This window comes from Soonwooa purpurea (assembly GCF_053891095.1).
This window is the reverse complement of record NZ_JBSSMA010000005.1, coordinates 64,293-79,082: the sequence shown is the minus strand read 5'-3', so window position 1 is coordinate 79,082 and position 14,790 is coordinate 64,293. Positions and strand designations below refer to the sequence as shown.

General features: G+C 36.2%; 12 protein-coding genes. 6 read left to right on the top strand and 6 right to left on the bottom strand.

Annotated features, from left to right (window positions below):
- The first annotated feature begins 47 nt into the window (after positions 1-47).
- The 5 genes from ACVFVN_RS06235 (at position 48) to nhaA (ending at position 6,586) form a co-directional block, all read left to right on the top strand.
- Entirely contained in the window at positions 48-776 is a 729-nt protein-coding gene (locus ACVFVN_RS06235; RefSeq protein ID WP_456234642.1) for an ABC transporter permease subunit, read from the top strand.
- A gap of 22 nt (positions 777-798) precedes the next feature.
- On the top strand, positions 799-2,454 hold the full coding sequence (gene gldG, locus ACVFVN_RS06230) for a gliding motility-associated ABC transporter substrate-binding protein GldG (protein ID WP_456234641.1): 1,656 nt from the start codon (positions 799-801) through the stop codon (positions 2,452-2,454).
- A 58-nt stretch (positions 2,455-2,512) separates the two neighbouring features.
- On the top strand, positions 2,513-3,043 hold the full coding sequence (locus ACVFVN_RS06225; RefSeq protein ID WP_456234640.1) for a GNAT family N-acetyltransferase: 531 nt from the start codon (positions 2,513-2,515) through the stop codon (positions 3,041-3,043).
- 169 nt (positions 3,044-3,212) lie between these two features.
- Positions 3,213-5,423, top strand: coding sequence for a RelA/SpoT family protein (locus tag ACVFVN_RS06220; RefSeq protein WP_456234639.1), 2,211 nt, complete (start codon positions 3,213-3,215; stop codon positions 5,421-5,423).
- Positions 5,420-6,586 (top strand): Na+/H+ antiporter NhaA, encoded by a 1,167-nt coding sequence (gene nhaA / locus ACVFVN_RS06215; protein ID WP_165137772.1) that lies wholly within the window; start codon positions 5,420-5,422, stop codon positions 6,584-6,586. Before ACVFVN_RS06220 ends, nhaA begins: the two co-directional genes overlap by 4 nt.
- Positions 6,587-6,631: 45 nt before the next feature.
- On the opposite strand, the gene ACVFVN_RS06210 is transcribed toward nhaA, so the two are convergent.
- Together ACVFVN_RS06210 and ACVFVN_RS06205 are read right to left on the bottom strand one after the other, a co-directional pair.
- Positions 6,632-6,964 (bottom strand): hypothetical protein, encoded by a 333-nt coding sequence (locus ACVFVN_RS06210; RefSeq protein ID WP_456234638.1) that lies wholly within the window; start codon positions 6,962-6,964, stop codon positions 6,632-6,634.
- A gap of 66 nt (positions 6,965-7,030) precedes the next feature.
- On the bottom strand, positions 7,031-7,993 hold the full coding sequence (locus ACVFVN_RS06205) for a YihY/virulence factor BrkB family protein (protein WP_165137198.1): 963 nt from the start codon (positions 7,991-7,993) through the stop codon (positions 7,031-7,033).
- 30 nt (positions 7,994-8,023) lie between these two features.
- On the opposite strand from ACVFVN_RS06205, the gene ACVFVN_RS06200 reads away from it, so the two are divergent.
- Positions 8,024-8,497: a 23S rRNA (pseudouridine(1915)-N(3))-methyltransferase RlmH gene (locus tag ACVFVN_RS06200; RefSeq protein WP_456234637.1), complete on the top strand. Its 474-nt coding sequence runs from the start codon at positions 8,024-8,026 to the stop codon at positions 8,495-8,497.
- A gap of 277 nt (positions 8,498-8,774) precedes the next feature.
- On the opposite strand, the gene ACVFVN_RS06195 is transcribed toward ACVFVN_RS06200, so the two are convergent.
- The 4 genes from ACVFVN_RS06195 to secD all read right to left on the bottom strand — a co-directional run bounded on the left by ACVFVN_RS06195 (position 8,775) and on the right by secD (position 14,273).
- Positions 8,775-9,338 carry a phosphatase PAP2 family protein gene (locus ACVFVN_RS06195; protein WP_456234636.1) on the bottom strand — a complete coding sequence of 188 codons (564 nt, stop codon included), beginning with the start codon at positions 9,336-9,338 and terminating at the stop codon, positions 8,775-8,777.
- A gap of 1 nt (position 9,339) precedes the next feature.
- Positions 9,340-9,660: a Sec-independent protein translocase subunit TatA/TatB gene (locus tag ACVFVN_RS06190; RefSeq protein WP_456234635.1), complete on the bottom strand. Its 321-nt coding sequence runs from the start codon at positions 9,658-9,660 to the stop codon at positions 9,340-9,342.
- 86 nt (positions 9,661-9,746) lie between these two features.
- Positions 9,747-10,991: a TCR/Tet family MFS transporter gene (locus ACVFVN_RS06185; RefSeq protein ID WP_456234634.1), complete on the bottom strand. Its 1,245-nt coding sequence runs from the start codon at positions 10,989-10,991 to the stop codon at positions 9,747-9,749.
- A gap of 372 nt (positions 10,992-11,363) precedes the next feature.
- Entirely contained in the window at positions 11,364-14,273 is a 2,910-nt protein-coding gene (secD, locus tag ACVFVN_RS06180; RefSeq protein ID WP_456234633.1) for a protein translocase subunit SecD, read from the bottom strand.
- Between the last annotated feature and the right edge of the window lie 517 nt (positions 14,274-14,790).

Below are 14,790 nucleotides of genomic sequence, written 5' to 3'. Positions count from 1 at the left end.
AAATTGAATATCTTAGAAATACCAAAACTATAAATTATACAAAACGCATGTTTGCATTATTTAAAAAAGAACTTTGGAGCTATTTTGGAAACTGGAGCGCATGGATGATCATCGCCGCTTTTAGTTTTATCTCGGCTTTATTTTTATTTTTCTTCGAAAACAGCTTCAACATTCTAGATATCGGCAGCGCCTCTTTACAAAGTTTTTTTGTGTTAGCGCCGTGGTTACTCATGTTCATCATTCCCGCTTTAAGTATGCGAAGCTTGGCAGAAGAACAACAATCCGGAACTTTGCTTTGGTTATTTTCGCAACCTTTAAAAATATCTGATATCGTTAATGGCAAATTTTTCTCGGTGTGGACGATTGGCATTTTGTGTTTAATTCCGTCGCTTATTTATTTTTATACCGTTTACACATTGGGCGTTCCTGCTGGAAATATTGATATGGGAATGACTATGGGAAGCTATTTTGGACTTATTGTTTTGATAGGCGGTTTTTCTGCTTTAGGAATTCTGGCTTCTTCTTTCTCGTCTAACCAAATCATGGCTTACCTTATCGGAGTTTTGCTATGTTTTGTAATGTATTTTGGGATAGAACAATTGGCGAGTTACAAACTTCTCGGATCCGCAGATTTTATTTTACAAAACTTAGGATTTTATCAACATTTCACATCATTCACAAGAGGATTAATTGATACGCGGGACTTATTTTATTTCGTTTTGGTGATATTAATTTGTCTTAAAACCGCTGAATTTTCGGTATTAAAAAAGAAGTAAGACTCTCAATATTTTTTTAGAAATGAACAAAAACAAAATCATATACATCCTTGTAGGACTTCTTTTAATATTAGGCGTTTTTGGCGTATTTTATAAAAGATTCGACTTGACTCAAGAAAAACGCTATACGCTTTCTGATGCCACCGTAAAAACTTTGGAATCGGTTAAAAAACCCATCACAATCGAAGTTTATCTTGATGGTGATTTCCCCGCTTCTTTCAAACAATTACAAAACGAAACCAAATTTATTTTGGAGGAATTTCGAAAAATAAATCCAAAAATCGATTATAAATTCCGTGATCCAATTGCTGAAAAAATCCCAATGGATACCCTACAAGCTATGGGCATGCAACCATCGATGTTACCAGACATCAAAGACGGAAAAATCACCAATATTGTACTTTATCCTTATGCCGCAATCACCTATGATAATTACGGATTTTCCATCCCGTTGATTATCCAACAAGCCGGCATCGACTCCAACGAGCAGCTTAACAAATCCATCGAAAACCTCGAATACAACTTCGCTTCTAACATCAAAGCAATAACCGAAGAAACTAAAAAAAATATTGGTTTTTTGGTTAATCAAGACGAATTGGGACGACAAGAGTTCACCAGTTTTATCGATATGGCTTTGGAAAATTATAATATTGGACCTATTATCCCAGAAAACAAAACAGAATTAAGTCTTGCCGACGTTCCGAAGCTTAAACAAATGGATGCCATCGTCGTTGCAAAACCACGAAAAGCCTTTACGACAAACGAAAAAATAATCCTCGACCAATACATCATGAATGGTGGAAAAAGCCTCTGGATGCTCGATGCTGTTAATGCTGAAATGGATACGCTTTTCCGTTCCAAAAACATTATGGCTTTCCCTGTTGATATAAATCTTACAGACATGATGTTCAGTTATGGTGTTCGTGTCAATCCAGGTTTGGTAAAAGACATGAAACAATCCGCTATCATCCGTCTCAAAACTGGAGAGATCGCAGGCAACCCACAATTCACCAATTTGATGTGGCCCTATTTTCCACTCGGGATTTCACAAAATCAAAATGCCATTACTAAGAACATTAATCCCGTAAAATTCGAATTCCCAACTTCTATCGACACCTTATCCCGAAAGAATGTAAAATTCAATGTGTTGTTTGAATCCAGCGACCGAACTATAACCAAGACTGTCCCGAATTATGTTGCCTTATCCGAAATGATAAAAATGGATAGCCTTGGCATTATGGAACAAGCTTCTACACCCAAGATATTTGCGGTTTCTTTGGAAGGAAAATTCCAATCTGCTTATGCAACAAGAAGTGAGAAAAATGCTTATCCCGATTTTAAAACCCAAAGTCAAAATAACAAAATGATTGTCATCGCCGACGGTGACGTTGCCAAAAACCAAACGGTGAAAGGCCAAGCCATGCCACTAGGATTCGATTATTTAACCCAACAACGTTATGGTAACGAGCAGTTTTTGAGAAACGCACTAGATTACCTTTTGGACGACTCCAACCTTATGGCATTGCGCAACCGAAATCTCGAAATGCGACTATTAGATAAACAACGTATTGATGCAGAGCGCCAAAATTGGCAATGGATCAACCTTCTCCTACCACTTGGGATTTTAGGTTTATTAGGAGGCCTATTTTTTTGGTTAAGAAAAAAACAATTTTCATAAATTAAAACCTGTCTATTCGGCAGGTTTTATTATTTTTAAATTAAATAAAAAGCAAAGCATGGATTTTCCAAAAATAGAAACAAAACGCCTTATCCTGAACCAACCACACGACACCGACATAGAATCCATTGTAAAAATCCTTAATAACAAGATCTATTCGGAAAACACCTTGAGTATGCCTTTCCCATACACAACAGAAAGTGCAAAATTTTGGATAAATCTCTCCGAAAACGGTTTTAAAAATCAAAATTATTATATATTCGCTATTCGACTAAAAGAAGATAATCAAATCATTGGCGGCATCGACTTAAACATTGACAAAGCTTTTAACAAAGCCGAAGTAGGCTATTGGATGGACATCAACTTATGGAACAACGCCTACACAACCGAAGCTGTAAAAGCCATTATAGATTTCGGTTTTGAAACTTTACATCTCAAAAGAATTTTTGCAACACATTTTGATTTCAACCCCGCTTCAGGAAAAGTTATGCAAAAAGCAGGAATGACGATGGAAGGTATTTTGAAAGCCAATTCTAAAAAAGGCGATAAGTATCAAAATCATGTTTTGTACGCGATTGTCAAGGATTAATTTTAAAATCAAAAAAAATCTTGAAAATCAAACACAGTGCTTAATATCTACATATTTTCGAAAACTTCGAAAACTTATTGTTAATCGCTGAAAAAACCAAAGATTCTATCTCAAAAACTTGAACAAAACTTGATTTTTTTCTTAAATTAGTAGCTTCATTACACAAATCATGGCTTACGATTTAGAAAAAGAAAACAAGGAGATCCTTGCCCGCTATAAAGACCTGATAGCCAATACATATCGAACTTTAGACGAAGATCAAAACAAGTTGATCCGCAAAGCCTTTGATATTGCATTGGACGCGCACAAAGATCAGCGACGAAAAACGGGAGAACCTTACATCTATCATCCAATAGAAGTGGCAAAAATTGTTGCCAACGAAATTGGTCTTGGTGCGACAAGTATTGCATGTGCCCTGCTACACGACGTTATCGAAGATTCGGAATACACCTATGAAGATATCAAAAAAATCTTCGGAAAAAAGATTGCGGATATTGTGAATGGTTTGACCAAAATATCGGTCATGAATAACCAAAACATTTCCATACAATCTGAGAATTATCGTAAGTTGCTTTTGACTTTATCAGAAGACTTCCGTGTAATTTTAATAAAAATTGCCGACCGTCTTCATAATATGAGAACGCTGGAAAGTATGCGTCCCGACAAGCAACAGAAAATAGCTTCGGAAACCGTCTATATCTACGCCCCTATGGCGCATCGTCTTGGGCTTTATAACATCAAATCCGAGCTGGAAGACCTTTCTCTAAAATATAATAACCCCGAAGTATATAACGAAATTGTCAGCAAACTCGAGCTTGCAAAAGAAAGTCGCGACAAATATATTCAAGAATTTAAAAAAGAAGTTTCTGAACAGCTGAAAGAAGAAGGACTCAACTTCAAAATAAAAGGTCGCGCGAAAGCTATAAGTTCTATTTATCGTAAAATGATGAAGCAGAACGTAACGTTCGAAGAGGTTTTTGACAACTACGCCATCCGAATTATTTATAAATCTGATGCTAAAAATGAAAAGTTCCTCGCTTGGAAAATCTACTCCATTGTAACCGATCTTTACCGTAGCAATCCTTCGCGAATGCGCGACTGGATTTCACAGCCAAGGTCAACTGGTTATGAAAGTTTGCACCTTACCGTGATGGGGCCTGATAAAAAATGGATAGAAGTGCAAATCCGCAGCGAGCGTATGGACGAAATTGCCGAAAAAGGTGTCGCTGCGCATTACCGTTACAAAGAAGGTTACAAAAATTCTGACGACCAAAATTTTGACCGTTGGGTGACCGAAATCCGTGAAGTTCTCGAGCAACAACAAGATCTATCAACCTCGGAGCTTTTGGATAATATCAAACTTAATCTTTATTCTAAGGAAGTTTTTGTATTTACGCCAAAAGGAGAAATTAAAATTTTGCCAACTGGTGCAACAGCTCTGGATTTTGCTTTTGCGGTACACTCAGATTTGGGGATGAAATGTCTTGGTGCAAAAGTTAATGGCAAATTGGTGCCGATAAGTTACGTTTTGCAAAACGGCGACCAAGTGGATATTTTGTCTTCGCAAAACCAAAAACCAAAATCCGATTGGTTGGATTTTGTAGTAACATCAAAAGCAAAATCGAAGATTAAGACCATTCTTAATTCAGAAAAAAACACGCGCACAACAGAAGGCAAAGAAATTTTGCAACGTAAAATGCGCCATGCAAAACTTAATTTCAATGATGAAGAAATTAATAAACTTCAGAAATTCCTAAATTTAAAAACATCGCAAGATGTCTTTTTAGGATTCCAAGATGGCACTTATGACATAGGGGACCTTCGACGATATCTGGAAGGGAGAAGTCTGTTTAGCAATATTTTGCAACGTTTCAGAAAATCACCACCCTCCAAAGTCAATATCGAAAACGATACCCAAACGCAAGATCTTGACCTGATTGTATTTGGAAAAGATGAAGAAAAACTGAATTATAGTTTTGCAAAATGTTGTACGGTAATTCCTGGTGATAAGATTTTTGGATTTATTACCATTTCTGAAGGCATTAAAGTCCACAACGACAATTGTCCCAATGCGATTAACCTACGTGCCAACTATGATTATCGTGTTTTGGTGGCTAAATGGGTAAATGCCGAAAGCTTCAAAAACAGAATCCAAATCGAGATTGAAGGTCTGGACAGAATGGGTATGATTAACGATATTACAGCCGTTATCAGCAACTCTATGGAGATGGACATGAAGTCGATGTCTATTGCGTCTAACGACGGAATTTTCACTGGCACAATAAATCTTGAAGTCCGTAATAGAAATCAGTTGGATGAAACCTTCCGACAACTAAAGAATATTAATGGCGTTAACAAAGTAAAACGCCTCGTAAAATAAAAGTTTTGAAATTAAAATTAAAGAGCATTTTTGGGTCAGAGCAGTCTTCTGGCGTTATCCTTATCATTTGTGTAATTTTCTCATTGTTAATTGCAAATTCCTCCGCGGGAGAACTTTTTGCGGAACTACTAGCACATCCTTTCGGTTTCGAAAGTCTGCATTTGCAATACTCTCTCGCTACATGGATTAATGATGGCCTTATGGCGGTATTTTTCCTTTTGGTAGGACTTGAAATAAAAAGAGAAATCCTCGAAGGCGAATTATCGGACATCAAAAAAGCTTCTCTCCCGATTTTTGCTGCCATCGGAGGAATGCTTGTTCCTGCTTTAATATATTTTGCTATCAATCACGACACCGAATATCACGCTGGATGGGGAATCCCGATGGCTACCGATATTGCTTTTTCTTTAGCAATTCTTTCATTATTGGGAAAACGCGTTCCTATATCGTTGAAGGTTTTTCTAGCGGCTTTGGCTATTGTGGATGACTTGGGTGCGATATTGGTAATTGCAATTTTCTATACGACTTCTTTACATTGGCTGTATTTGGGATATTGTTTAGCGATTGTCGTATTGCTAATTATTCTTAACCTTAAAAAAGTTTCTCAGCCTATTTTCTATATTATTCCAGGATTATTGCTGTGGTATTTTATGCATCATTCTGGGATACACGCAACAATTGCCGGCGTTATTCTGGCATTTTGTATTCCAAACAAAACCAATCGTGGCTCTTTATTAAAACGTATTGAACACAGTCTTCACAAGCCTGTTTCTTATTTTATCATGCCTGTTTTTGCATTTGCAAATACCAATATTATGATTGACCCACAAGTTTTTAATAACTTTTTCAATCCTTTATCTTACGGAATTATGGGCGGCCTAATATTCGGAAAATTTATCGGAATCAGTTTGTTTTCCTACATCGCTATTAAACTTCAACTAAGCAGTCTTCCGGAGAGAAGCAACTGGAACTCTATCTTTGGTGTTGCGCTGTTGGCGGGAATCGGATTTACAATGTCAATTTTCTTAGCGATTTTATCTTTCCCTGGACATGTCGATTATCAAAATGAAGCTAAAGTTGCAATTCTTCTTGCATCCTTAATTTCGGGCGTTGCTGGATTTTTTCTATTAAAAGTAAATCTTGATAAAGCAAAAAACAATTAATACAAAAACGACTGAATATCTTCAGTCGTTTTTTTTAGAAAAATTTTAATTACAGACAGAGCAGTAGTTTTGCCAATTACAATCCTTGCATACTCGACAATTAGCGGTATTAAAATTATCAGCATCATTACATCCGTAAGTTCTTGCAAAATACTCTTGTGCTTTTTGACATTTCTCTGATCCTTTTGGAATGGGAACGCTGCTTTTTGTACCACCAGGACATGTAAAGCTGTAGTCATAACCTGGTCTTTCATTTGTATTGCTCGAAGATGTAGAAGTCGTCTCATCATCTCTTTCTCCAAAAAGATCTTCAAAACAACTTACATTCAAAATTGAAATTGAAAAGATTAATGTGAGAACTAATGTAATTTTTTTCATAGTATATTATTTGATTTCAAAAATATATTATGTTTTTTAAAAAAACATACCGAGTTCTAGGTAATTTTAATCCAGATTTTCTGATAGAGATTCCGCATGCTCTTCATGAACAATCATCTCTTGCTGAATGATATTTTCGAGTTTTACCTTTTTAATAGCGAGATTCAATTCGTTACCAAGAAGGATAAGCATCACATTGATATTTACCCAAACCATCACCAATATAATAGACCCAATAGAACCATAAAGTACATTGTAGCGCGCAAATTTAGCCACATAAATCGCAAAACCATAAGTAAGAATAACAAATAAAATGGTCGTTAAAATCGCACCAGGAATGGCTTCAGAAAACTTAGTAATTTTAAGACAGCCTACCCAATAAAACAAAGCCAATAGGATAAAGTAAAATAACGGAAATGAGATAAATCCAATAATTTTGGACAAGTTATCGACCAACCAACTGATGTTATATTCTGGCGTAAAAAGTTTGAGTACCACCTCGCTGTAATAAATCCCAAAAACGGAAAGCAATGCTAAGCTCATAAATGCTAAAGTAATGAGCATTGCCAAAGCATATTCTTTGATAAAACCACGTTGCAGTTCGGTATTATGATTAAAACCATTGATTAAACTAAAAGCACCATTGGTCCCGAAAACAAACACCAACAAAATCGTGAGATTGCTAATGCCCTTCATATTTGGGACAATATTATTTTGGATATAATCGCTGACGTCTTGCTGCATATGAGACGGAAAAACATTGTCCATCAGCACTTCAAAAATATAGAACTGTAACTTATCATAATGTGGCATGTATGGCAAAATAGAAAACATGAATAGTATCATCGGGAAAAGACTCAAAAAGAAACTCCATGATATACTTGCCGCCTGCTTGCCCAAAGGATTATTAAAAATCCCCGCAAAATAGACCTTCATCATTTGCAGTAATGATATACCCAAACCTGGAATATGAATACCATCCAGAAAATCTCGAATTTTTATAATAAATTTGGGTAATTTTTTAGCCATAGCTTTTTATTGCACAAACAAATATACTAAATGCGAATTAATTTGCTCTGCATTGGCAAGACCGATGACAAAGAAATCAGTAATCTCATCAACTATTACATCCCAAGACTTCCCAAGCATTGGAATTTTTGTCTTGTAGAAATTCCTGATGTTAAAAATGTAAAAAACCTAAGTCCAGAAGCGCTTAAAAAAGAAGAAGCCAAACTTTTTAAACATCATATCGAAGCTGGCGAATTGGTCATTCTGCTCGACGAAAAAGGAAAACAATTCACGAGTAGAGAGTTTTCACAAAAAATTGATTTTTGGATGGGTAGTTCTGTCAAGAAAATTAATTTTTTGGTGGGCGGTGCTTATGGCTTTTCTGATGACATCTATCAAATAGCGAACGAAAAAATATCACTTTCCAAAATGACCTTCACACATCAAATGATACGCTTATTTTTTGTGGAACAAATCTATCGTGCCGCCACAATTCTGCAAGGAAAACCTTATCACAACGATTAATTAAGACTAGATTACCTACTCATTGTGCATTTTTCCTTTTTGTATTTAGTAAATAAGTGTAACGTCGTTGTTTATACCTATTTTCAATATGGTATTGAATAATTCTTGTCTTGTCTTGCTTTGCACTTAAATTATCGCAATGATAAACAAAGTTTTGTTCAAAAAAAGTTTTTTTAAAGTTAAACAACAGCACTTCAATTTATATAAGCTATACTAAAGTAATGAAGCACTGCTGGTTATCAATCACTTTTTACTTTACTTCAAAATGCACAACAGGCTAGATTACTTGTTGTTTTCTAAGAACAATTTTGGTAAACTCAGCAAACAATCCGCCTGATAAAAAACCTACCAAAGCACCGAAAATAATATCTAATGGGAAATGTACCCCGAGATAAATGCGGCTGTATGAAATAAAACCTGCCCAAATAAAAACGCCCATCGGAAGCCATCGGTATTTTTTGGCTAAAAGTATGCTTAGAAAAGTTGCGATAAAAAAGCTATTGGCAGCATGTGATGAGAAAAAACCATACTTTCCGCCACAAGTTATCATTCTTAATTGTGGAATTAATTCTTCATCGTGACAAGGTCGCAGTCGCGCAATTCCATATTTGAAAACACCAGCAATTTGGTCTGTAAAAGTTATTCCTAAAGCAATAAAAATAACAATGAATATCAGGGATTTTGGCTTATAGGTTTTGAAAAGTAAATAAAGAAAAATAATATACAACGGAATCCAAATCCATTTGCCAGTAATCAACAACCAAAAAGGATCACTTCCTACATCGCCAAGATTATTCAGAAACACTAAGAGCGTTCTATCTTTATCTATTAATTCGTGCATATTATCGACTTACAGGACCTTCGTGTTCATCATTCAGCGGAGCAACTTTAGGTTTATCTTCCTCTAGGGACACCGTTTTTTTAAGATCATTAACTGGATTATAATCTTGTACAGATTGCTTCACCTTGTCAATTTCCTTTTTGATTTCGGCAACAGGATTATCCGCTTCTTTCATAATTTCGGTTTTGATATCATCCACTGCACCACGCATTTTACGAACACCTTGTCCCAAACCACGGGCAATTTCCGGCAGTTTGTCCGGTCCAAATAAAACAATGATAGCCAAAGCTATCATAAGCATTTCACCAAAACTTAATTCCATTGTGCAAACTTACAAAACATTATTAAATCGATTCTAAATATTTGGCTTAAATATTTCTTAAGAAACTAACGAATTACAAGTTATAACTAAGACATTTTATTTTTCTTTTCTTTAAGCTTTCTATTATGGACAAAACTATAATAAGCCACAGCAGCACTTATTCCCATTAAAATAAAACCTAAAAAGAATGGCGCACCTGCAAACTTGAAAAGCGCACTGTCGTGTGTAAAATAAAAGAAAATATTAGTCATCAAAGGTGGTCCAACAATAGATGTCAAACTTACCAAACTCGCTAAAGCCCCTTGCAATTCTCCCTGTTCACTATTCGGGACCTGAGACGAAATCACCGATTGTAAAGCAGGACCACAAATTCCACCTAAACCATAAGGCACCAAAAATGCAAACATCATCCAACTTTCGCTAGCAAATGCAAACAACAACATCCCGATAGAATATAATATTAATCCATAATAAATGCTTCTTTCGTTACCCAATTTAGGCTGCAAATAACGTATCAGAACACCTTGTACCAAAGCCGCCATAAGACCAGAAACACCTAATGAAATCCCTATCAGTCGCTCGCTCCAATTGAATTTGTACATTGTGAAAAATGTCCAGTTGGTTTGCATAGCATGTCCCGCGATATACACCAAAACCAAAGCTGCAATAAGACCTAAAAGTTCGGGATGGCGTTTTAATCCCATAAGTGCACCGATAGGATTGGCACGCTTCCAATCGAAGTTTCTGCGATTTTCTTTCGGTAAACTTTCAGGAAGTACAAACAAGCCGTAAAGAAAATTGACCAGACACAATCCTGATGCTGCATAAAACGGAACACGCGAACCATATTGTCCTAAAACACCTCCAATGACAGGTCCTATAATAAATCCTAAACCAAATGCTGCCCCTACTAATCCAAAATTCTTCGCACGGTCTTCGTCTGTCGATACATCTGCAATATAAGCACTGGCTGTTGTAATGCTTGCGCCTGTAATGCCCGAAAATACACGTCCTACAAACAACCAAAATATTGTCGGCGCGATGGCCTGAATGTAAAAGTTAATAGCAAATCCTAATAATGATGCTAAAATAATGGGGCGACGCCCGAATTTGTCACTTAGCCCTCCTAATACTGCGGCAAACAAAAACTGCATCACCGCGTAAAGCGTACTCAGCCATCCGCCATAGCGTGCAGCTTCGCTAACATCTGCATGGATAAGCTCTTGGATAAGCTTCGGAACTACTGGAATAATAATTCCCCAACCTGTTATATCTATTAATAACGTAATGAATATAAAGCCGATAGCGGCTGATTTTTGCTTCTTTTTCATGCGTTGCGAAGTTACGAATTGTGAATTACAAATTATCAATTGTAAATTATAATTCTAACTGAAAACTTGTTTTAAATTAATAGCAAGCTTGCTATTGAACATTACCAAGCTTGCTATCGAGCATTACCAAGCTTGCTATTGGATATTACCAAGCTTGCTAAATTTATAAGGTATAAATAGTCTATTAAAATGGGTATTAAAAATATACGCAAAGCTGGTGCGCCCCGGATGGAACGGCCTGTTGGAGCTCGCGCCGCAGGCGCGGGCATTAGCCAAGGCGCGGCGCAGCGACTAGTGACAGCCGGAAATGGCGCCCAAACAAAAAAAAACCTTCAGAACTGTGCTGAAGGTTTTTTGTATCAAGTTGTTTGATTATTGATTAACCAAAGGATTATCTGTTGTTGTTTTGCCATGTGGCGTTTCTTCTTTTTTCTTTCCTTTTAAGAAATCGTATGCAGTTGCAGACGCAATGAAGATTGATGAATATGTACCGAAACCAATACCTACCAATAGACAGAACATAAAGCCTCTAAGATTATCACCACCGAAGATGAAAATCGCTAGGATTACCAATATCGTTGTGAATGAGGTATTGAATGTTCTACCGATTGTACTTGAGATAGAGTCGTCGAACAATCCAGCAAGGGTAATTGCTTTTTTCTCGCGGATATACTCACGGATACGGTCAAAGATAATTACGGTATCGTTAATCGAGTAACCTATCACGGTAAGAATTGCAGCAATAAAGTCTTGATTGATCTCCATATTAAATGGTGCAATCTTATAGAATAATGAGTATACACCCAGAATAACAACTGTATCATGGAATAAACCTACAATTGCACCTAGAGAAAATTGCCATTTGTCGAATCTCACCAAGATGTAGATAAAGATACCGACTAATGATGCCAGTACGGCTAACATACCTCCTGTTTTGATATCATCTGCTACCGTAGGTCCTACTTTTGTTGAGGATACAATACCTGCATGATCTTTGTCTGCTGCTTTGAAATCTGCTAAAGTCATATTAGCTGGAAGTTGTGCTTTTACGCCTTCGTAGATTTTTTGTTCTACACTTTGGTCAGCTGCTAAAGATTCATCATCAATAAGGTAATCTGTTGAGATCTTAAGTTGGCTACCACTACCGAATGTTTTAGCTTCTACAGCAGAGTTTTTACCATCTTCTGTTTGCATTAGTTTGGCAATGCTAGATTCAATTTTTTCTGCATCGACTGGTTTTTCGAAACGTACCACATAGTTACGTCCACCTGTAAAGTCGATACCGAATTTGAACCCATTAACAGCAATAGATGTGATACTGATTATCATTAAAACTGCTGAGAAGATATAAGCATATTTTCTTTTTCCAATAAAGTCAATCCATACGTTACGGAATGCATTTTTCGTCATTGGTGTCCATACAGAAAGCGATTTACCTTTGCTTAATCTGTTGAAAATCATCAATCTTGACAAAAGAACTGATGTGAACAAAGTCATAATCAAACCAATGATAAGCGTTACCGCAAAACCTTGGATAGGTCCTGTACCAAAGATGTAAAGGATAATTGCCGTAATCAAAGTCGTAAGGTGACCATCAATAATTGCTGATAATGCATGTTTGAAACCATCTTTATAAGCTTCTAAAATAGACTTGCCACGGAAAAGTTCTTCTTTGGTTCTTTCGTAAATAATTACGTTAGCATCGACTGCCATTGCCATAGACAATACGATACCTGCAATACCAGGAAGCGTGAGTGTCGCATCTAGAGAGTCCATAATTCCGAAGATATAGAACAGGTTAATCACCATCGCGATAACGGCATAAATACCTGCACCTCCATAATAGAAAATGATATAAATAATGATAACCGCAAATGCGATAAGGAATGATACAACACCCGCCTGAATAGACTCAGCACCCAACGAAGGTCCTACAACATCAGCCTGAACGATTTTAGCACCTGCTGGTAATTTACCAGCACCTAGAACGTCTGTGAGATCTTTAGCTTCTTGTTGAGAGAAATTACCAGAAATTTGTGTTCTACCATCCGGGATTACACTTTGTACGTTAGGAGCAGTATATACTCTACCATCTAGAGTAACAGCAACAGGCTTGTTGATGTTTTTCCCAGTCATGGTTTTCCACTCTTTAGCACCTTTAGAATCCATTTGCATATCTACAACGATACGTCCGATCTGGTCATAGTTTACATTAGAGCTTTCTACCGCACCATCTACCGGCGCTTTTTGGTTGATATTACCTCTTATGGCATAGAGTACAAGATTGTTAGGATCTTCTTTTTCTGGTTTGTAACCCCACATGAATTGGGTGTACTTAATATTGGTTGGTCTTGCAGCAATAGCGACTTCGCTGTTAATAATTTTATTAACAATCGCGGTATCCGACAATTTAACATTAGCAACACCATTCGATCTTAGTGTATTAATCTGCATAAGTTTCACTAAGTCCGTGTTATTTTTAACACCCATAGAATCACCTTTTGCACGAACCAATTGTCCTAATTGTTCAAAATATGGATACACTTCAGGAACTTGTTGTACTTCCCAGAATTGTAGTTTAGCCGAAGTCGCCAACATCTTTTTAACTCTATCGATGTCTTTGATACCTGGCATCTCTACTAGGATACGACCTGTACCAGCGACACGTTGTACGTTGGGTTGTGTAACGCCCATCTTGTCAATACGTGTACGGATAACTTCGTACGCGAATCCTACAGATTGGTCAATTTTCTTTCTTACAATATCTTTTACCTGATCGTCTGGCGTATTATACTTAATCTCTGTAAGATTGGTATTCCCAAAGATTTCAGGATCTGCAAGTTTTAAGTTTGTAGCTTTTTCTTTGTTCACTAAATCAAACTGAGTAAAGAAGTCATCAATAAAGTTCTTGGTTGAGCTTCTTTGTACTTTTTCAGTTCTGTTAAGTGCTTCGATTAACACAGGATTTGTTGAATAGTTTGTTAAGTCATTCACCAAGTCTCTTTGGTTAATTTCCAAAAGCACGTTAATACCACCTTTAAGGTCAAGACCAAGCTTCATTTCTTTAGCTTTAGCATCTGTATAGTTAAGTTTAGTAAAGCCTAAATTCAACGTATCTTTAGATAATCTTGCAATTTCCTCCTGGTATTTTTGTTGGTTATCGCCAGCAACTGCCAATGCCTCTTTTTCTATTTTGTTAGCATAGAAAGATGGCAAAAGCTCATTAAGACAAATAAGTCCCAGCACGATAGCAACCAATGTAACGAGTCCTTTTCCTTGCATTTTCTTAATATATATTAATTAATTTAGTCGGCAAATATAATGATTTTTTGATATTTTATGAATTTTTAACACCCGAATCTATTTATTTCCAATTACATCGGAAGATTTACTTGTAATTTATTAATGAGAATTATTAAATATTTTTATTAAAAACTTAGGAATAATACATTTTTCAGATTTCACCAAATCCACAAGATACTAAATATCAAAGTGTTACAAAAACCAATTTTTCATTTCAAGGCTTATCTCTTTCATTCTTATCAATCCTCAAACATTCTATTGGAAAAATCCACAACTTAAAAACAACAAATTTAAGAACAAATCATTCTGTTAAGACTCGACAAAACGCTATCCAAATCCAACAAAAACCAAAATGCACCAATATCGTAAGTTTTGATCCTTATAATGAGGCAAAAAAACTCGTATTGACCAGAAACAATGTCAAAGAAAATGATGCAATTGATATTTCTACTTTACCAAAAGCTATTTATTTTGGGACTTAAAGAATAACAACAAC

Bases quoted from the DNA above. Each gene is read 5' to 3' on its own strand.
- ACVFVN_RS06235 (WP_456234642.1), top strand. From the start codon at position 48: ATGTTTGCATTATTTAAAAAAGAACTTTGGAGCTATTTTGGAAACTGG.
- gldG (WP_456234641.1), top strand. From the start codon at position 799: ATGAACAAAAACAAAATCATATACATCCTTGTAGGACTTCTTTTAATA.
- ACVFVN_RS06225 (WP_456234640.1), top strand. From the start codon at position 2,513: ATGGATTTTCCAAAAATAGAAACAAAACGCCTTATCCTGAACCAACCA.
- ACVFVN_RS06220 (WP_456234639.1), top strand. From the start codon at position 3,213: ATGGCTTACGATTTAGAAAAAGAAAACAAGGAGATCCTTGCCCGCTAT.
- ACVFVN_RS06210 (WP_456234638.1), bottom strand. From the start codon at position 6,964: ATGAAAAAAATTACATTAGTTCTCACATTAATCTTTTCAATTTCAATT.
- ACVFVN_RS06205 (WP_165137198.1), bottom strand. From the start codon at position 7,993: ATGGCTAAAAAATTACCCAAATTTATTATAAAAATTCGAGATTTTCTG.
- ACVFVN_RS06200 (WP_456234637.1), top strand. From the start codon at position 8,024: ATGCGAATTAATTTGCTCTGCATTGGCAAGACCGATGACAAAGAAATC.
- ACVFVN_RS06195 (WP_456234636.1), bottom strand. From the start codon at position 9,338: ATGCACGAATTAATAGATAAAGATAGAACGCTCTTAGTGTTTCTGAAT.
- ACVFVN_RS06190 (WP_456234635.1), bottom strand. From the start codon at position 9,660: ATGGAATTAAGTTTTGGTGAAATGCTTATGATAGCTTTGGCTATCATT.
- ACVFVN_RS06185 (WP_456234634.1), bottom strand. From the start codon at position 10,991: ATGAAAAAGAAGCAAAAATCAGCCGCTATCGGCTTTATATTCATTACG.
- secD (WP_456234633.1), bottom strand. From the start codon at position 14,273: ATGCAAGGAAAAGGACTCGTTACATTGGTTGCTATCGTGCTGGGACTT.